Below are 19,549 nucleotides of genomic sequence, written 5' to 3'. Positions count from 1 at the left end.
CTCAATTTTTATCAAATCAGTATTCGATTTCGGATCCTTCAAAAGCCTTAACGGTTATCTTTTCGTCATCTGTTACTTTACCAATAATTTGGCAATTGCAGTACTCTTTTAAAGTATCCATTATTTTTTCAGCTTCATTCTCTTCAGCAATCACGACAAAACCGACACCCATATTAAATACTTTATACATTTCTTTGATGTCTACATTTTGTTCGTAAATTAGTTTAAATATTTCTGGAACTTCGGGAAGGTCGTTAATGTCATATCCAACGCCTTTTTTCAAACGTCTGAGATTTGTAAATCCTCCTCCTGTGATATGTGCAAGTCCATTAATATTGTATTCTTTTTCAAATAATGCCACTATAGGTTTGACATATAATTCAGTTGGTCTGATTAATTCTTCACCAATAGTTGTCTCGCCGTTTGGCATTTTGTCATCAACGTTAAATCCTGCATCATCAAACAATGCTTTTCTTGCAAGACTGTATCCATTGGAGTGGATACCGTTACTTTCAATACCTATCAGTACGTTTCCCGGTTTTATATTTTCTCCGGTAATGATTTTATCAATATCTACAAAACCAATTCCGGTACCTGCCAAATCGAAGTCTTTGATGATTCCTGGAAGTGAAGCAGTTTCACCACCGATAATTGCGATTTTTGATTCTTCAGCACCTTTTACAAGACCTTCAGCAATTTCACTAGCTCTTTCAGGGTCTGGTTTTTCAACAGCAAGATAATCTACTAATGCTATTGGTTCTGCTCCTACACATAGAATATCGTTGACAACCATAGCAATGCAGTCTATACCTACTGTATCGTATTTATTCATCATTTCTGCAATTAAAATTTTACTTCCAACACCGTCAGTACTCATTGCAATAGCTTTATCGCCTAATTTAACTAAAGCAGCATAATGACCACTGTCGGTGATGATGTCTCTACAACTTAATGTTGATTTAAGTTTATCTGCTAATTTTGAAACAGTAACAGCTTCAAGATCAATATCAACACCAGATTCTGAATAAGTAACCATTTTTACACCTATAAGCTTTATTTGTTATTTTCTTTAAAAATAAATAAAAAAATATTGTGTTTAACAATATTACATCAATTAATACTTTGTTTTATTAAGTATTTAATTGTTTTTTATTATTGTATCCTAACACAATCTAAATTAATTGGGGTTTTAGTTTCAATTTTATAACTTCTATGAATAGAAGATGCTAAATCAACCGCTTTATATGGGTCTCCATGACATGTGATAACTTTATCTGGTCTTGGATTAAGTCTTTTCACATATTCCATCAATTGTCTTCTGTTGGAGTGTCCACTAAATCCGTTAATAGTTTTGACATGCATTTTTACGCAGAATTGTCTGGTTCTGCCGTCATCATCTTCAAGAGGAATTTCTTTCCATCCTTTTTGTACTCTTCTACCCATGGAACCTTCTGATTGATATCCTACGAAGATTAATGTGTTTTTCTCATCTTCACATAACCATTTGAAGTATTCTACAGAGTTTCCACCGGTTAACATACCTGAAGTGGATAATATGATTGCAGGTTGTCTGCTTTCGACAATTTCTTTTCTTTGATCGTGATTTTGAACTTTTTTAAACATGTCTGAGACAAATGGGTTTCTTCCCATATGGAAAATTTGATCTCTCAAATCTTTACTTAAGTATTCAGGTCTTGCGGTATGGATTGCGGTTGCTTCCCAAATCATACCGTCAATGTAGATAGGTACTTCTTCAATTAATCCATGTCTCATGTATTCTTCCAGAACAACCATAAGTTCTTGTGCTCTTCCCACTGCAAATACTGGAACCAATACTTTTCCTCCACGTTTTAGTGTTTTGTAGATGGTTTTCATCATTTCTTTTTCAGCATTGTTTCTGGAAGGTTGCACATCTTCTTTTCCACCATAGGTACTTTCCATAATAACGGTTTCAGCACGTGGGAATCTAATTGTTGCAGGTTCAAGTAATCTGGAAGGTTCATATTTGAAATCTCCTGTGTATACAAGATTGTGAGCCCCATCTCCAATGTGCATATGGGATATTGCTGAACCTAAAATGTGTCCTGCATTATGTAATGTTAATCTTATGTCTGGAGAAATGTCGGTTACTTCTCCGTAATCTAAAGTAATTGTATTTTTAATAGCTTGTTTTACATGTTTTGATGTAAATGGGAGAGGATTTCCTTCCCTATGGGCTATATCCAAGTGATCGAATTGTAAAAGTGTAGTTAAATCTCTGGTTGGGGTTGTACAGTAAACAGGTCCTTCATATCCATAATGGTAAAGGTAAGGTACAAATCCGCAGTGATCCAAGTGAGCGTGAGAAATAATAACTGCATCCAATTCTTCAATTGAAAATTCAGGAGCATTCAAATAAGGGAATGCGTTTTTATTATCTGATGCTGCAACATTAACACCACAATCTAATAAAACACGACTGTTTGGTGTTTGCAATAACATTGAAGAACGTCCTACTTCTTTAAATCCTCCCATGGAAGTAACTCTTGCCCAATCATTCGGATGTTTGCTTCCTTGGTGAATTTGACGTCCGAGACGTTGCAACATTTTCTTTCTTTCTTTACTACTATTCTTTTGTATTGTTCTGATCTTTCCAATTATGTCTGAACTAATTGGTGGGGTTCTTAAGATTTTAGGTGCCCATCCAGTATTTTTAACGATATTTCTGGATGTTACTCCATACTTCCCAATAACCAATCCAGGTTTTTTTGCAGTAATTACTACTTCGCCAGTTACAGTATCAAAGTAAATGTCAGTAATTTCAGCTCCGTCAGGCACAATTTCATGAACTTTATTAATGGTTTCTTCAGGTTCTAGCAATGCACATTTGTCGGATCTGATGATAATTCTTTTTCTAAGTTCTTTTGCAAGTGATCTTATAAGATCTCCGTTTTCAGTTATTATTTCTGGATTTTTAGTATAAACTACTACTTCTGGGCCTTCAAATTCCACTTTTGAAACTTGAATTTCATTTGGTAGTTTTTCTAAAATCTCTTTTTTAATATCTTCTAAAATGTCTGAAGTCATATAATCCCTTCAAAAAAAGTTGGTGTAGTATAATAGTTTATGAAAAGCTTTAAGCCATAAATAGTTAAATTTCATAAACTATCTACACTATTTATATAAAAAAATAGTTAGTTATGAAAAATTAGCTTACTTATATTTCTTTTAGAATTTCATTAATTTTTTCATTATCTAACATTTCAAAGCCGTTTTTATCTACTTTCGCAACTAAATATCCGTTACCGGAGTATGTATCACGCTCAGCAGCGGCTCTAATAGCTCTTATGGCTATTTCAATTCCTTCGTCAGTTGTTAAGTCATCTCTAAATCTGTCTTCAAGAACTCCGTATGCAACGATAGAACCTGATCCAGTTGAGATATAAGTGTCTTCTATCATTCCACCAGCTGGATCCAAGGAATAAAGAGATGGTTTGTCTCCGTCCATTCCTCCAAGTAATGTCTGAACATACATTGGACCTGAACGTAAGATATTTGCAGTTAATGATGCGGCAGCTTTTACGCTAATGGTATCGTTGTTTCTCATTTGGTAAAGAGAAACTTCTGCTTCAATAACTTTCATTAAACTTTGTGCATCTCCCACTGAACCAGCAATGGTTGTTACAATATGATCGTCAATTTTAAATATTTTTTCTGCGACTTTATGAGCTACTAAGTTTCCCATACTAGCTCTTCTTTCGCTTGCAAATACAACCCCGTCTTTACAAGTGATTCCAACGGTTGTTGTACCTTCCAATATTTTATCATCCATTTAAATACACCTCTATAGTATTTAAAATATCTTATTTCAACTACTTAATTAGGTTGAATATAATTAAATCAATTAAATGTATATCACATATTAATTTTATTTAAAATCAGAATCAATAATTAGTATAAACTAACAATATTAATATTATATATTTGCATATATAAACTTTTCTTATCATAGGTGAATAAATTGAAATGGAAACGTATAGGCGATATCCTAATTTTAGACAGTAAGTTTGATTATGAATCTTATGATGATTTGGAAAATCTCTCAAGGAAGCATAATGTAAAAACCATAATGAAAATAGACCATATTCAGGGGACAAAAAGGGAACCTGTCTACACTGTGCTTTATGGTGATGAGACTGAAACAGTAAATAAAGAAAACGGCTGTCTTTTTAAATTGGATTTGGCAAAAGTTATGTGGTCCAAGGGAAACAATAATGAGAGGCTGCGTATTGCAAAGTTGGTTGGGGATGATGAGACTGTAATGGATATGTTTGCTGGAATAGGTTATTTTTCAATTCCCATAGGTGTTCATTCAAATGCAAAACACGTTTATTCAATTGAGATAAATCCCAATTCTTACTTTTACTTAAAGGAAAATATAAAATTAAATAAATTAACTAATGTGACTCCGATTTTGGGAGATTGCATGGAGCAGGCTCCAAAATACAATGCAGATCGTATTGTAATGGGATATGTAAAAACAACACATCACTATTTGAAAGTTGCCATCGATAGTTTGAATGAAGGTGGAATCCTGCATTATCATGAAACAGTTCCTGAAAAACTAATGAAAACAAGGCCTATTGAAAGAGTTATTTCACAGGCGGGCAGTCGGGATGTTGAATTGCTGAAACTAAACAAAATAAAAAAATATGCTCCCGGCGTTGAGCATGTTGTTCTGGATGTTAGGATAACTTAGATATTTTTTCCAATAAATGGTCATTCAGCCATTCGCCGTTAATGTATTTATCGTAAACACATAATCTTTCGGTTAACTCAAATCCTGCATCAATTGTCAAATCTTCAAGTTCATCAATTTCTGGCCAGGGGGATGTGATGTTGACAAAATCAGGACTTATTGGTGAAACTCCTCCCCAGTCGTCTGCACCGCAAAGCAGGAATATCTGTGCAGTGTCCCTATTTAAATTAGGGGGAACTTGTATGCTGACGTCACTGTCCTTGAATAATAATGCTCCTGCAAGGACGGTTCTAATCATATCTAAAAAGCTTGGTTTTGGCCAATTTTCCATTTCGATTCCAGGAATAGGTGTGAAATTTTGAATAATTACTTCCTGAATATGTCCGTATGTATCATAGAGATCTTTAATTGCAATTAATGACTCTGCAATTTCTTCTTTTGTTTCTCCAATGCCTATTAGGATGCCTGTTGTATATGGTATTTTTAGTTTCCCTGCATTGGAAATAGTTTCTAATCTTAGCTTAGGATTTTTTCCGGGGCTTTTGTTGTGGGCTGGCAGCTCCATTAACCTTGATGATGAATTTTCAAGCATCAAACCCATTGACACATTAACTTCTTTAAGCCTTTTCAAATCATCATAACTAAAATTACCACCGTTTGTGTGGGGCAGCAGAGAAGTTTCATCTAATGTCATTTGGCAAATGTCGACAACATAATCAATCATTTTTTCATAGCCAAATTCTTTTAGTCTTAGCTGAACAATTTCCTCTTCATCTGCATCTTCTCCGAAAGTGAAGAGAGCTTCTTTACACCCTTGTTTTTCAGCTTCTTTCAATTCTGATAAAATTTCTTTTTTTGTCTTGAGGATGATTGCTTTTGGGTCATCCGGGTTCTTTTTAAAATTGCAATATCCGCAGTCATTTCTGCAAATTTCAGTTAAGGGTATGAATATGTTTTTAGAATAAGTGATGAGATTATTCTCCCTATATTGTGCAACTTCCAACAGATATTTTGCAATGTCGGCTTCTGTTGCGGTTAATATGGTGAGAATATCCTCTTTAGTTAAATTTGACATATTTAATCTTCGCGTTGGGAAACGGTTACTTCAACATAGAGCGGAGGAATTTCGTTTTTGTCTTCCCAGATTGCTATAATCACATCAAAACTTGGGAGTTCAAACACTTTGTAAGCCACTACAAGCCCCATTGATTCTAACTCTTCTTGCATTCTGATGAATCCTTTACTGTCAATGGTTCCTGTGTTTTTTTCACTTTCTTTAATGTGTTTATCCCCTGATTTGAGAATTTCTTCTATCTTGTCTGATGATGCATCTATTTCTGTTCCTCCGAGTATTTCTCCGATTTCTGAAAGTTTTGAATCAAATGAATCCAATGGTAAAACTTTTCTGGATTTTCCCCTTACAATTAAAATTCTGCTGTTGTCGATTGCAGGTCTGGATCCTTTGAATGAATCGAAAAAACCCATTACTTCTCCCGCAATTTCATATGTTTTTTTCATTAAATCAGATCCTATTGAATATTCAATTCTTCTTTCAATTCGCCCATTGTAGTTACTTTTTCGGCAAATGCATTGTGTCTGTGAATACTTTCCTGATTTTCCTGGCGGGATGTGATTAAAGTATCGTCAGGGAAATCTGAGTATTTCATTGCAATCTTTTCCATCATGTTTCTGACACAGTCCTCAACAAACACAGGTTTTCTGTGAGCATTCATGACGGTAGCATTTTCATCAGGCCTTTTTAACAATTCACACACTGGGGAACTCATTGAAGCTTCAATAATTTCAATAATGTCTTCCGCTTTCACAACTTTATCTTCAGGAACTTCAATCAATAATGTTCCAACTCCTCGTTGATTATGTGATGCAAAAGTGACTGTATCTAGAACTTTTTGGGTAGTTTCTTCATCTAAAAATTCCAATAGCTTATTTTTATCTGATTCCCTTACGGATTCCTGAGCACATGGACAAACAGTCATTCCAATAAGTTCTGCTCCGATACTTTTTTTAATGGTAACTTCACCTTTGTCATTTCTGTAACCGATGGCTTTCGCTTTTAATTCGGCCATCTCCTGAGTCTTATTTTTAGTCACTGGTGACTCTTTCATAAACATAAAATCAGTAGTCATTGATATTTCAACACGTTTAGCATATTCGTGTTTGGTCATCATTTTATCTACAATTTTTGCACATAATGATTCAACAGCAACCCCTTTGTCATTAGCAACTTCTTCAAGAACTTCACTAATTGCTTCAGGATTTCTAGACATATGCACGCCTTTTTGATCATTTGGTAAATCTACAAATGCGTCAAATGTAGGTAATAAGATTATAGGTCTTTTATTTATTCTATCTAATTGTATTAATTTTTTTACTCCTGTTACACCTACTCTTGTAAGTTTAATAGGTATGCTTGGAGTGTCATCTTGGGTGTCGGGTAAGCATACTGCCAATTTAATAACCTCTAAAATATTTAATTAAATATTATATATTAAGTATGTTTTCATATTTATATATTTAAACGATTTTTGATTTAGGGATGTATTTTTCGCCGGTTTGATGGAATTTTAATTTTACATATAGATTTTAAAAAATAGTTAATTAAATGAAGATATGTGATATTAATAAAAAAAATAGTAAATTAAGCAGTTGCCAATAGTTCAACTGCTTGCAGGGTATTTATAAAATATTTGAAGAACCCATGTCTTCTTTGATAACATCTAAAACGGTTTGTGTGTATGTTCTTTCTATAATTGGATCTTTTAATAATTCCTTAATAAATGAATTTAGTTCATTTGTATTTCTGAATTTAGCAATTAAGAATGCATCATATTCTCCAGTAACATCGTATATTCCAACAACATTTTTGTTGAAAAATGTTTTTTCTTCCCAATTTTTAAGTTTTCCGCCTTTAACTCTTACCCCAATAATTGTAGTTAAAACGAATCCTAATTTTTCATGGTCGATTACTGGTGAGAACTTTTTGATAACTCCAGATTTCACCATTTTGTCTATACGATTGTGTACAGTACCTACTGAAACATCTAAACTACGGGATATTTGTCTATATGATGTTCTAACATCCTCATTAATAATTTTTAGAATGTTTACATCGGTATCATCAAGTTTCACAACATTGTCTTTAGTTTTTACCATTATAATCACTTCAATTAATATTAAACTAATTATATTGTTAAATTAATTAGTTGATATATACATTTAATTAATTGTTTATTATATTTAAAAGTATTTGTATTTTTAATTATTTTTTGATAATATGTACCAGTATTTTTAAGGATAATATGGGTATTTCCTTGGGTGTTTATAAATATTTTGGATAATATTTACTTATATTTTTTCAAAAATTTATTTTGTTTAATTATATAACTAGTCTTTTGAAAATTCAAGGAGTATTTTTTTTATGTCATCTATGTTTGCATCTGTTTTTATGCCTAATGGATTGTAATGGGTTTTGACGGCACTAAATCCTTTATTTTTAATTTTTTCAAAAATTAAATCAAGCTTTGGTGCACTTACTTTTAATGATTTGCATATGCTGTGAACGTCAAAAAATGTTGCTGGAGCATCTGCCTCTAAAAGACAACTGTTAAGTAATTTTAGGGCTTGTTTTTCAGTATTGATTTTTTTGTAATTTGTCTCATCAATCATCTCTTCGATGAACTCCTTATTTTGAATAGGGCCTAACCATAATGGGCCTGCATGGATTAATTTTTCACCGCAAACAGGGCATGTTTCTTCGATTGCGCTGGCCAGTCCTTTTGTTGTCTGTCTGTGCAAACAGCTTTTGCAGTGGCTGATGTAACCTATATTTTTCAATGATTCATCACTCTTTTTTGAACCTTTTTTAACTTTTATGTACAATCTCATATAATGTTCAGTGCTGTGGGACATTTGTATTTCAATGTATTTTGCATATTTTGAAAGGGTCAGAGCCACAAAACCTGCTAAGATTCTGATGCCGTTTTCATGGCAATATTCGCTTTTGTAGGGTTTTGCATTGTATTTTCGAATGCAGGGTTCCTTGTATGTTCCGCATAGTGCAGATGTATCAGTTGCAGTAACGCATAGTAGTGAATTTCTGCGGGCACAATATCCTGCAGAATCCAAAAATGGGGATGGTGTTCCGAATGGATCTATGTCAATCACATCAAATTCTCCCCGTTTCATTCTTAAAAACATGCTGGCGTCATGCTGATGAACTTCAATATCCTTAAGATTATTTAATTGAATATTATGTCGTTCAAATTCATTGGCTAACTCGCTGATATCATTAATACATACATTTCCGACGCCATCTATCTCATTCTTATAACGAATTCCTCTAATTCCGCTACCGCCAAACAAATCACAAATGTTTATTTCTCTTTCTTCTTGTTTTTGGAATACTTGTATGGCAAGAATTGATAAATCTCTATTCAATTCCATATGGGGATTATAAAAAACAGGAGCGTCAGATGAAACTTTGTCAAATTCGGGAAATTCGATTTTTGTCAACCCTTCTTCAATTTGTTTAATCTTATGTTCATCCATTAATTCACACTCATATTGATATTGTTGTCTATGTAATGTTTTAAATATTATTAAATTTAAATATTTAGTATGATTATTAATCTAACTTTTATAATTTGGTGATAAATGTGTCAGAGATTAAAGTTCCTATTGCAAAACCTATTATTGGCGATGAAGAAATAGAAAATGTAGTTGAAGTTTTAAAATCTGGAATGATTGCTCAAGGACCTAAAGTAGAAGAATTTGAACAAAAATTCGCAGAGTGGGTCGGATCAGATTACGGTATTGCTGTTAATTCCGGTACTGCTGCGTTGCATGTTGCTTTATTGTCATGTGGTATTGGCAAAGGGGATGAAGTGATTACAACTCCATTCACATTTATTGCAAGTGGAAATTCAATTGTATATACAGGTGCAAAACCTGTTTTTGCAGACATTGATTTAAAAACTTATACAATCAATCCTGATTCAATTGAACCTTTAATAAATGAAAATACTCAGGCGATTTTACCGGTTCAATTATATGGTCAGTCTTCCAATATGGATAGAATTAATGAAATTGCCGAAAAGCATGGATTGGCAGTTATTGAAGATGCTGCTCAGGCACATGGTGCAACCTGCAATGGTGAAAAGGTCGGCAGTTTAGGAGATATGTCCTGCTTTAGTTTTTATCCTACTAAAAATATGACAACTTCCGAAGGAGGAATTATCACCACTGATGATGACGATTTGGCAGACAATGCCAGAGCATTCAGGGCACATGGTGCTAGTGTAAGATATCATCATGATGATATAGGATATAACTTCAGAATGACAGATATTGCAGCAGCAATAGGTTTGGCACAATTAAATAAAATCGATGGATTCAATGAAAAAAGAATTGAAAATGCGGCATATTTAAACGAAGGTTTGAAAGATATTGACGGTGTCGTTACTCCTTATTGCGCATATGGATCCAAACATGTATATCACCAATATACTATTCGTGTTGAAAAAGGAGACCGTGATGATTGGGTTGACATAATCAATGATTGCGGTGTAGGTACTGGCATTCATTATCCAATTCCATTATATAATCAACCTGCTTATAGAAAATTAGGTTTGGAAGGGGATTGTCCAAATGCAGAACTTGCAGCGAACAATGTAATTTCACTTCCTGTCCATCCTTCACTTACAAAAGAAGATTTGGATTTGGTAATTGAAGCTGTTGAAAAAGCATCTAAAGAATTATAGTTTTTTCAACCAACTTTTTTTTATTTTAACATTTTTTCGACTGTTTCAACTTTAGCATCTAAAGTTCTATTTTCTAAATCTCTTCTGTCATCTACTTTTATGACAGTATAGACTCTACCGATACCTAGCTTGAAAATGGCTTCTTGGGCATTGGCAATCGCTTCATAAAGTTCGGATAAATTTTCCGCTTCAATTTGTGTTCCCATGCCTGTCAATTGGTAATCGAGGCCGGAATCTTTAATTGATTGGACTGCTGCTGTTACGTAGTCTTTACATTCTGTGGTTTCAGTTCCCACAGGCAATATTGCAAAATCACATGTTATCATATTTTCACCTGGTAAAATTATTTATTTATCTTTCTATAAATTAATTTAGTAATGGTCAAATTAAACAAAGATGAATTCAATGAAAAGATTTTTGCAAGAATAAACAATCTGATTAAAGATTATAATTTAATCAAGGAAAATGAATTAATTGCAGTTGCACTGTCTGGAGGCAAAGACAGTGTACTTACTTTACATGCCCTTAAAAATTATCAAAACTATTTGGATTTTGATTTGGTTGCTGTCAGTGTTGATGAAGGTATTGAAGGATACAGGCAACACGGAATCGATTCAGCTATTAAAAATGCTCGGGACCTTGATATTGAACTTGTTCAAAAATCATTTAAGGATGAGGAAGGATTTGCCCTGGATGATGTATATCGGGATTTTAAAAGTGCTTGCATTCCCTGCGGTGTTTTCAGAAGAAATATATTAAATAAAACAGCTTATGAATTGGGAGCATGTAAAATTGCCACAGGCCATAATCTTGATGATGAAATACAATCATTTTTAATGAGTTTCGCACGTGGCGATACTATCAAATTCTCCAAGTTCGGACCCGAACTTGATGTGATTCATCCGAAACTGGTTCCAAGAATCAAACCGTTGTGGAACACTCCTGAAAAAGAAGTTGGAATGTGGGCGGTTTTAAATGATATTGATATTCATCTGGATGAATGTCCCTACTCTCATTTGTCTTTGAGAGCTAAAATAAAAGAATTTTTAAATGTCAATGAAGATAAATATCCTGGAATTAAAAGTAATGTGATGGAATCATTTCAAAAGATATTGACTTTTGAAAATGATATTTCCACAAGCCTAAATGAATGTGAAGTTTGCGGTGAACCGACTTCATCAAATGTCTGCAAGGCTTGTGAGTTAAAAAAACTAATTTCTGATAATTGCGAAGGCCATATACCCTATGAATAATGCAACTAGTATTGCACCCTCTTTTTTATCATATTTTTCTTGTGTTTTGCCGAAGATGTAACACAATACTGTAACTGCAATCATGAATAGCACATCTATAAGCATGCTGGAGTCAAGCGGTATTGATTTTATTGCACTGCTTGCACCTAATACAAACAGGATATTGAAAATGTTTGAACCTATTACATTTCCTATAACTAACTCATTTTCCCCTTTCTTTAAAGCGGTCAATGATGTTACAAGTTCTGGTAATGAAGTACCTATGGCTACAATAGTTAAACCGACTAAAGTTTCACTCATACCAAACGCAATTGCTATATCTGATGCGCTGTTAACAACCATATTTCCTCCAAGAACAATTCCAGCAATACCTATGAGTATGAAAATGATACTTTTTGGAAGGGTCAATTTCGGTTTTTCCACATAATTCATTGCACCGGAACCTTTTGTGGAACGAATTAAATAAAATATGTATCCTACCATAATAACAAGCAGGATTATTCCTTCAATTTGTGTAACGTTCCATCCGATTACTATGAATGCGGCTAATAATAATGTAATTCCAACAAGGAACGGTAAATCTTTATCAAGAACGCTTTTTTCCATTAACAAATCGCTGAGCAATGCCGCTACACCTATTACCATCAATAAATTGAATAAATTACTACCAATAACGTTACTGACGGCCAGTGCATTATTTCCGGCAATTGACGAAGTAATGGAAACTGCAGCTTCAGGGGCGCTTGTTCCGAGTGCAACAATGGTCAATCCGACAATTATTGTAGGTATCTTTAAAATTGAAGCGATACTGCTTGCACCATCAACAAAAAGGTCGGATCCCTTTATTAAAAATACAAATCCTACAATCAGTAAAACAAATTGCAATAATATTGATGCATCCATTTTTATTCCTCTGTATTAATTGGCTCTTGAGGCCCTAAATCGGTCACTAGAACCTTATCTATTTGATGCCCGTCAAGGTCTATGATTTCAAAAATGAATCTTCCACATTCGTACTTGTCTTTTTCATTAGGTATAGTTCCGCTTAAGCTCAATATAAAACCTGCAAGTGTTGTGTAACCATCTTCTTCCTCATCAGGCAGTGATTCATTAAAGTCAAATAATTCCTTGAATCTGTCAATGGGATATCTTCCATCAATCAGCCAGGTTCCGTCATCTCTTTGGGTAGCTTGAGGTTCATCTTCCTCATCAATTCCTGGAATGTCTCCAACAATACCTTCAAGCAAATCGTTTAATGTAATCAAACCTTCAACACTTCCGAATTCATCGACAACAAGACACATGTGTACATATCCTTGGTTTTCTTTGAACTCTTTTAACAATTCAAGTGTTTCCAGGTGTTCGGAAACTACCAAAGGTTCTTTCACGATTTTGTGAACATCAAATTTTTCTCCGCTGAACATGGCTGAAAGTATGTCTTTTGCCTGAACAACACCTATGAAGTCATCCAGTTCTCCAGTGGCGATTGGGAAAATTGACCTTTTACTTTCGATGATTTTAACCTTGTTGATGTCCCTATCATCTTCCAAATCAATCCATATGATTTCATTGCGGGGAGTCATTATGCTTTCAACCTTTTGGTCATCAAGCTTGAAAACTCTTTTGATAATTGCTTCTTCCTCTTGTTCAATTGTTCCGTCTTCTCTTCCTTCTTTAATCATCAATTCTATTTCTTCTTCGGTAACAACATCATCATTTTTGTTTTCAATTCTCATTACCCATAATAGAAAACTGCTTGATTTTGCAAGAATAAAACTCACAGGCTTTGAGACCTTTTCAAGAATAACCATGCTTTTTGCAACTTTCAGGGATATTCTTTCAGGGTCGTTTAATGCAATTACCTTAGGAACAATTTCTCCAACGACCAATGTCAAGTATGTTGTGATAATAACAACGATTGCTACACTTATAGGCTCGCTATATGGTATGAATGAAATCAGCTTGGCAAGAGGTTCGGCTAATGTTACTCCACCGAATGCACCTGTCAAAACGCCGATAAGGGAAATTCCAATTTGCACTGTTGATAAAAATTCGTTTGGATCTTCCAGTAGTTCCATTACTATTTCGGCGTTTTTGTTTCCTTCTTCTATATATTTTTGCATTTTTGCTTTTCTTACGGATACAACAGCCAATTCAGCCATTGACAGATAACCTGTTAGTATTATTAAAATTAATATTATAATTATCTCGAGTGTCGTTCCAATCATTTTTAACAGACCATTAAAACTAGTTATAATTCACTAGCTCTTTTGAAGCCAGTGTTGCCATATATCTTATCTTGCATTTCTTGAACGGCCAGGGATGCATCTTCACGTGTAGCTGCCTTTTTAAATATTCTCCTTGATTTTACTTTCAGTGTTTTGCCGCATACACATTTGCGTGTAGCTACACCTTCTTTTGCATATAATGCACGACCGCAGTCGCAACGAAATATAAGATACATTGTGATTTTTCCCATAAATTAAGTAATTATATTATAACTATAATATATTATATAAAATTTTCACTATCCTCCAAAGATTTTCATGAACAGTGGTATGAAAACTTTGGATGGAAGAATAACTAAAGTTGCTATGCTGACTCCCAAATTGGTTCCAACAACAACAAGCAATATTCTAAAGATATTGTTGTGCCACAAATCCTTAAAGTTTTCTATATGTGCTAGATTTTGAATATCTCTTTTCCTGACTTTTCTGAATTTCGCTTCGGTCAATCCTGAAAACCATCCGGCAGCAAGCAAGGGGTGTATAATGGTTAATGGTGCCACTAAGCCTCCAACAACTGCGGATTGGATTTTTGATCCTGAAAGAATGGATCCTATAAATCCCATTATCATACTTATTATAATGAATTCGTAGATGTTTCCGGTAATGTTTATCCCGCTAATATATGCCAGAAAAAATATCACCACAAATAAAATAGGAATCATGGCGAGTATTATTTTGACCCATGGGATTCCGCCTTTGTTTTCAATGTCCTCTAATTCGTGAAGGGGAGGCAATGTCTCTGGGTTGTCAAGGTATTTTATAATTCCTGGCTTATGTCCTGCTCCTACAACTGCAATTACATGATCTTGGGGTATTTGAAGTATTTTTCCGGCAAGATATGCGTCTCTTTCACGAACTAAAACTTCATATACGCTAGGAGCTTCATCTTTAAACATTTCCATTAATTCATCAATGTTTTCAGGATTTTTCAAGTCTTCAATATCTATTTCATCCTCTTCATCATCTCCGCCAAATGCAGATGTGAGAAGGCCAAATAAAAATTTGGCTTTTTCCATAAAGCCCATTTTGTTTAAAGCCCGTTGAAGGGTGGTATTGATTTCTCTGTCGATTAATGCAATAGGTATTCCTAAATCTTCGCATGCTTCAATTGCTCCGACCATTTCAGATCCGGGTTTCACATCAACATCGGCACCAATTTTTGACTGAAAATATCCAAGAAGTGTTGTTGTTAAAAATAATCCTACTTTGTTCTCTTTGATTATTTTGGAAACGGAGATGGTGTCATCCTCTTCGATGCCCATCATTGATTTTTTTAGTCTTATGTACCTGCCCCTATCAAGTTCAATGGCCACTACTTCAGGATGTTGTTCATAAATGGCATCCTTTACTTCATCAACACTTTCTGAAGATACATGTGCGGTACCTATTATAGTTAAACATTCTCTTTTCATTGATAAAACACTTCTTTATATTAATTGTATATCATCTAATAATATTATGAAAATAAGGTATATAAAGTTAATCTTTGATTAGTGTCAATTCATTATTTTCATATACCGCAACATTGTCGCTTACGTTTTTTTCAAAACAACATTCAATATCCTTTTCATAATTGAGTTTTCTTAAACGTTTACCTGAAGTGCTATTTAAAAATCCATCTTTTAAGGCTTCATAGTCTCTGCTCGCCATTATTGCTGCTTTGGCGTAGTCATCCGGTTCACAGTCATTTAAGTTTTGACAAATCTGGTAGAGTATTTCTCCGGAAGCTAAAAAATCTTCCAGTGCAAAACGGCCCTTAACCCCTGCCATGACTACATCTATGTGGCTTTCAGCCATTTTAACACTTGCATCTGCAACAGCTTTTGCATTCACCATGCATCCCACAAGCACTGTTGAGGTCATGTTTTCAAGTATTCTGGTTCCATTGCTGGTGGTTAATATGAGTGTGTCCTTGTCGCTTTTGTAACCTTCTGCTGTTTGAGGAGAATTTCCAATATCAAATCCCTCAATCATTTTCCCTCCACGCTCTCCGGCAAGAACTCCGTCATGTTTTTCTTTTAATTTTAAAGCTTCTTCGGGTGTAAAACAAGGTATTATTTTTTTAAAATTGTTTAAAGCCAGTGTTATTGTTGTGCTTGCCCTTAGTGCATCCACCATTATGGATATGTCATCGCTTGCTGTTTTCTCAAAACTCAATGTCACTTTCATGAAGTAATTTATATTAAATAATTATATAATAATATTTATGAAAATTATCACAACACCTATGTGTGAAGAAATTGTAAAATTGGCAGGCATTTCCGATTATGTTGTAAACAAATATCCTGATGAAGAGGAGGGGGATTTGGCTATTTTATTGTCTGAAAGCAAAGTTGAAATGGATAGTTTGCCCATTAAGCTCAATACCTCTCGCCAGATTTTTGAAAGCATTAGAAAAGTTTCCGAAGTTGCCCAGAATGACCTGGCCGATGAGGATATAAGATCATTTTTCAGAGGTTATGACCTTTCATGCAAATATTTGAATTCAGATTTTGAAAGGGATATTGACGTTAAGGTATATTCTAAATTTTTAAAGGATATTGTTTTGGACATGGGATTCAATATAGTGGAGGATAATCCTGATTTCACTGTTTATCCTGATTATTTAAAGGTAAATGTTATCGAAAAAGATAATTTGGTTGAAATTCCGTCCCACAGTTCTGTTTCAAGCAATCCATTTGAAAGAATTGAAGCCCGTTATTCCATTTTGGAAACTTTAATATAGTTAGAAATTAAAGATTTATATAATATATAATAGTAATTGCATTTTTTGAGAGTTGGTAAAATGTATGAATCATTGATATTTACTGGTGGAGTTCACAAAAGTGAAGAAATTAAAGAATTAATTGAAGATTTGGGAGGATTCATTCTTCAAGAAAGTATTCAGCAGATGGAATTGGTTTTAAATCTGGCAGTTCCTATCGAAGATGTTGATAAAATTGAAGAAAAATCAGGCGAATTATTAGGCAAATTGGCTGTTGCTCCTATGGCAGGTTCTGAAATAGCAATCATTTCACCAACTTTAGCAAGACATCACCTACCTCATGCAGCCTGTGATATCTCAGAATATTTAAGGGAATTCGGTGCAAAAGACAATATGATTGGTCTTGCAAGAGGGGATGGAAAAGGAACATCTGGCATTACTGAAGAAGAGAAAAGTTTAATTGAAGAACATGACATTGCTGTTTTTGCTTTAGGAAGTTTTGAAAACTGTATTAAGGAAAAAGCTTTTTTATATGATGATATTGATATCCCTGTAATTGTGACTGGAGCTCCTGAAATTCCTGTTGAAGAGCTTCCAGGTGCCGATGCATATGTAGGAGGTTTGGGCAGGATTCCTCGAAGGCTTAGAAGGGGTCCGGATATACGTGCTCTTGAAAAATTGGTCGAAACAATTGAACAAATTTTAAGTGATAAAAAACGTGAAATGGCTCTTGATGCTCCATTGGTTCCGGCTATTGTAGTAAAAAATGCAATTGAAAATCAGGTTGATGAAATAAAAGATGTAATTTCTCCAACTCCAGTAACTTCACAACTTGATGGTGTTCGCGTAAAATTGAATTATGATAAATATGCGGATACAATTGCAGATGTAATCATTGACGGTAGGAAACTATCTGAAATTGCCGAAATTAAAAAATCAAAAATGTATGATTATATCTTGGTAAAAATAAATAGTGAGAGTTCTCTTGTTGAGGATTCCAACTAATTCTTTTTTTTTAAATTCTTCTCATTCCGAAGAAATTAACGGCATCAACCAAATCGTTAAAACTCTCTAATTCTCTTTCAATGACATTTTCATCAGTCATGTCTATGCTTAACTCGCCATCCACTGTTAAGGTGTCAGGCCCACGACCTATTAGTCTGTCAACGCCATCGTTACTCAATATTCTTTCGGCATCAAGCTGGTGAACAAAAGATCTTCCAGGAATTATTACCGCATCTTTAATTTCACTTAAATCAAGATTTTCCAAATCCTCTTTTGTAATTAGGCAAGCTATTTCTTTTTCAACGCCAACAACATTAACATTTTCTCCAGTTTCTAATTTTGAAAATATTTTGGTTAGGTATGGTTCAGCAATTTTTGATGTAATGATTGTAGCTTCACCTGTGATAGGTTTGATGAATTGCAGGAATACTTCATTTTCATCTTTGGCTATTGCAAATGGGCCTCCGGTTTCAGGGTCGCATATTGGTGTTCCGCTGACTCTAAAGTTATATTCGGAATTAATTTGTTTAACGAGTTCGCCAAATTCTTCAACAGGCTGTGACTCAATGCCTTTTATGATTGGTTCATTGCCCAATATTAATCCTTCATTAAATGTATTTGCAAATCTCATCAAAAGCATTCCTTTTGCACCCCATTCCTCCAGGGAATTGCAGGTTTGCCTTAATACATCGCCATCATTAACACCTGGAATTATTACTGCAGCACCTGTCAGGTCAATGTTTTCACAAAATATTTGACATGCTTTCAGTGCTTCTTCAGGATTTGGGTCTTTAACCCATTCTTTTCGAAGTTTAGGGTCTGATGAAAAAATAGTAAATGAAACTTCATTCACTCCATTGTTTATTAGTCTTGTAGCCATTTCGCTGTCGGATATTCCCTTTCCGCATGTATAACCCAAAACGGATGAGATTGAAAATTGATTCAGATTAGCTGTTAGGCTTTCAAGATGAGGATAACAGCTTATGTCTCCACCACCGCTGATGTATGCGCTCATTTCTCCCTGAGGCATTCCCATCATCATTGCAGTTTGAACTGCGTTTATAACTTCAAAAGGGGATTTAAAATCTCCTTGCGTTTCAGAAACGCCTTTACTACATCTTTCACAACCTATCTTGTTAGGTAAACAATGTGCACAGCCAAAACTTTTAATATCCTTTACCTTTCTAAAGTAACAGTATTTGCAAAAACCGTTACAATCTCTTCCAGGTATTCCTCCAACATCTGCTACAACTTGCATGATATTGTTTTTTTTATTTCATTTTATTTATAAATTACATGATTTTTTTTCAGGTCCAAATCATTATTACTTTTAGTATTATTTATTACTATAAATCATGAAAGTAATAATTTTTTATTTTATTTTATTTTTAAAAATAAAGATTTATTATTTGTATTTAATGTTAAAAATTTAATATTTTCAGTTAAATTTTAATTTATAAAATTATATCATTTATTATTTAAAAAAACTAATTATTATTAAAAATAAAAAGTATTACTTTTAATCCTATTTTTCTTAAAGTAAAAATCTTTTATTATGCTTTATAAAGTTTTCTAAAATATTTCATAGGTAATCTTTATATTATATCTTTTATAAAATAAAATTTGTATACCATATAGCTGGCTATTGCAAAAACTTGCTTTGTAGCTCAACTCAATTTGGTAAAAATTTTACCATTGAGAGTGGTATATTAGTTAAACTCTATTTATTTAGGAGGGAAAAAATGGCAAAGTTTGATGATAAAATCGATTTATTCGATGAT

20 protein-coding genes are annotated in these 19,549 nt (G+C 33.9%); 5 read left to right on the top strand and 15 right to left on the bottom strand.

Annotated features, from left to right (window positions below; all coding sequences use genetic code 11):
• Positions 1-16: 16 nt before the first annotated feature.
• From purM to psmB, 3 genes are all read right to left on the bottom strand, one after another.
• On the bottom strand, positions 17-1,036 hold the full coding sequence (gene purM / locus QZV68_RS01945) for a phosphoribosylformylglycinamidine cyclo-ligase (protein ID WP_296878072.1): 1,020 nt from the start codon (positions 1,034-1,036) through the stop codon (positions 17-19).
• A 116-nt stretch (positions 1,037-1,152) separates the two neighbouring features.
• Positions 1,153-3,066 carry a beta-CASP ribonuclease aCPSF1 gene (locus QZV68_RS01940; protein WP_296878069.1) on the bottom strand — a complete coding sequence of 638 codons (1,914 nt, stop codon included), beginning with the start codon at positions 3,064-3,066 and terminating at the stop codon, positions 1,153-1,155.
• Positions 3,067-3,196: 130 nt separating this feature from the next.
• On the bottom strand, positions 3,197-3,811 hold the full coding sequence (gene psmB / locus QZV68_RS01935; protein WP_296878067.1) for an archaeal proteasome endopeptidase complex subunit beta: 615 nt from the start codon (positions 3,809-3,811) through the stop codon (positions 3,197-3,199).
• Between the two features lie 189 nt (positions 3,812-4,000).
• On the opposite strand from psmB, the gene QZV68_RS01930 reads away from it, so the two are divergent.
• Positions 4,001-4,738, top strand: coding sequence for a class I SAM-dependent methyltransferase family protein (locus QZV68_RS01930; protein ID WP_296878065.1), 738 nt, complete (start codon positions 4,001-4,003; stop codon positions 4,736-4,738).
• Here the strand turns inward: QZV68_RS01930 and cofG are convergent.
• The 5 genes from cofG to QZV68_RS01905 form a co-directional block, all read right to left on the bottom strand.
• Positions 4,725-5,813: a 7,8-didemethyl-8-hydroxy-5-deazariboflavin synthase subunit CofG gene (gene cofG / locus QZV68_RS01925; protein WP_296878063.1), complete on the bottom strand. Its 1,089-nt coding sequence runs from the start codon at positions 5,811-5,813 to the stop codon at positions 4,725-4,727. The genes QZV68_RS01930 and cofG overlap by 14 nt on opposite strands.
• A 2-nt stretch (positions 5,814-5,815) precedes the next feature.
• Positions 5,816-6,256 carry a DUF2120 family protein gene (locus tag QZV68_RS01920; RefSeq protein WP_296878062.1) on the bottom strand — a complete coding sequence of 147 codons (441 nt, stop codon included), beginning with the start codon at positions 6,254-6,256 and terminating at the stop codon, positions 5,816-5,818.
• A gap of 11 nt (positions 6,257-6,267) precedes the next feature.
• Entirely contained in the window at positions 6,268-7,209 is a 942-nt protein-coding gene (gene mptA, locus QZV68_RS01915; RefSeq protein WP_296878060.1) for a GTP cyclohydrolase MptA, read from the bottom strand.
• 226 nt (positions 7,210-7,435) lie between these two features.
• A complete protein-coding gene (locus QZV68_RS01910; protein ID WP_296804408.1) occupies positions 7,436-7,912 on the bottom strand; it encodes an Lrp/AsnC family transcriptional regulator in 477 nt (158 codons plus the stop codon).
• 231 nt (positions 7,913-8,143) lie between these two features.
• Positions 8,144-9,307, bottom strand: a complete 1,164-nt coding sequence (locus tag QZV68_RS01905) for a tRNA (guanine(10)-N(2))-dimethyltransferase (RefSeq protein ID WP_296878058.1) — start codon at positions 9,305-9,307, stop codon at positions 8,144-8,146.
• A 107-nt stretch (positions 9,308-9,414) separates the two neighbouring features.
• On the opposite strand from QZV68_RS01905, the gene QZV68_RS01900 reads away from it, so the two are divergent.
• Positions 9,415-10,518, top strand: coding sequence for a DegT/DnrJ/EryC1/StrS aminotransferase family protein (locus tag QZV68_RS01900; RefSeq protein ID WP_296878056.1), 1,104 nt, complete (start codon positions 9,415-9,417; stop codon positions 10,516-10,518).
• Positions 10,519-10,538: 20 nt separating this feature from the next.
• On the opposite strand, the gene QZV68_RS01895 is transcribed toward QZV68_RS01900, so the two are convergent.
• Positions 10,539-10,844, bottom strand: a complete 306-nt coding sequence (locus tag QZV68_RS01895) for an MTH1187 family thiamine-binding protein (protein ID WP_296878054.1) — start codon at positions 10,842-10,844, stop codon at positions 10,539-10,541.
• Positions 10,845-10,895: 51 nt separating this feature from the next.
• Between QZV68_RS01895 and QZV68_RS01890 the strand changes: the two genes are divergently transcribed.
• Positions 10,896-11,771 carry a TIGR00269 family protein gene (locus QZV68_RS01890; RefSeq protein WP_296878052.1) on the top strand — a complete coding sequence of 292 codons (876 nt, stop codon included), beginning with the start codon at positions 10,896-10,898 and terminating at the stop codon, positions 11,769-11,771.
• Here QZV68_RS01890 and QZV68_RS01885 read toward each other — a convergent pair.
• From QZV68_RS01885 to comB, 5 genes are all read right to left on the bottom strand, one after another.
• The gene (locus QZV68_RS01885) at positions 11,730-12,674 is read right to left on the bottom strand and encodes a calcium/sodium antiporter (RefSeq protein ID WP_296878050.1); all 945 of its coding nucleotides are present in this window, start codon (positions 12,672-12,674) and stop codon (positions 11,730-11,732) included. The two genes, QZV68_RS01890 and QZV68_RS01885, sit on opposite strands and share 42 nt — an antisense overlap.
• 2 nt (positions 12,675-12,676) lie before the next feature.
• Positions 12,677-13,999, bottom strand: a complete 1,323-nt coding sequence (locus tag QZV68_RS01880) for a hemolysin family protein (RefSeq protein ID WP_296878048.1) — start codon at positions 13,997-13,999, stop codon at positions 12,677-12,679.
• Between the two features lie 23 nt (positions 14,000-14,022).
• Positions 14,023-14,235: a DUF1922 domain-containing protein gene (locus tag QZV68_RS01875; protein WP_296878046.1), complete on the bottom strand. Its 213-nt coding sequence runs from the start codon at positions 14,233-14,235 to the stop codon at positions 14,023-14,025.
• A 63-nt stretch (positions 14,236-14,298) separates the two neighbouring features.
• Positions 14,299-15,471 (bottom strand): TraB/GumN family protein, encoded by a 1,173-nt coding sequence (locus tag QZV68_RS01870; protein ID WP_296878044.1) that lies wholly within the window; start codon positions 15,469-15,471, stop codon positions 14,299-14,301.
• A gap of 67 nt (positions 15,472-15,538) precedes the next feature.
• Positions 15,539-16,228, bottom strand: coding sequence for a 2-phosphosulfolactate phosphatase (gene comB / locus QZV68_RS01865; RefSeq protein ID WP_296878042.1), 690 nt, complete (start codon positions 16,226-16,228; stop codon positions 15,539-15,541).
• Between the two features lie 37 nt (positions 16,229-16,265).
• Between comB and QZV68_RS01860 the strand changes: the two genes are divergently transcribed.
• Positions 16,266-16,784, top strand: coding sequence for a hypothetical protein (locus tag QZV68_RS01860; RefSeq protein ID WP_296878040.1), 519 nt, complete (start codon positions 16,266-16,268; stop codon positions 16,782-16,784).
• Between the two features lie 60 nt (positions 16,785-16,844).
• Positions 16,845-17,768 (top strand): methanogenesis marker 7 protein, encoded by a 924-nt coding sequence (locus QZV68_RS01855; protein WP_296878037.1) that lies wholly within the window; start codon positions 16,845-16,847, stop codon positions 17,766-17,768.
• Between the two features lie 10 nt (positions 17,769-17,778).
• Here the strand turns inward: QZV68_RS01855 and mmp10 are convergent, their stop codons facing one another.
• Complete coding sequence (gene mmp10, locus QZV68_RS01850; protein ID WP_296878035.1) at positions 17,779-19,026, bottom strand: methyl coenzyme M reductase-arginine methyltransferase Mmp10; 1,248 nt, start codon at positions 19,024-19,026, stop codon at positions 17,779-17,781.
• Positions 19,027-19,549 lie beyond the last annotated feature (523 nt).

Source organism: uncultured Methanobrevibacter sp., assembly GCF_902801725.1.
Classification (GTDB): domain Archaea; phylum Methanobacteriota; class Methanobacteria; order Methanobacteriales; family Methanobacteriaceae; genus Methanocatella.
This window is presented reverse-complemented; position numbering and strand designations above follow the sequence as displayed.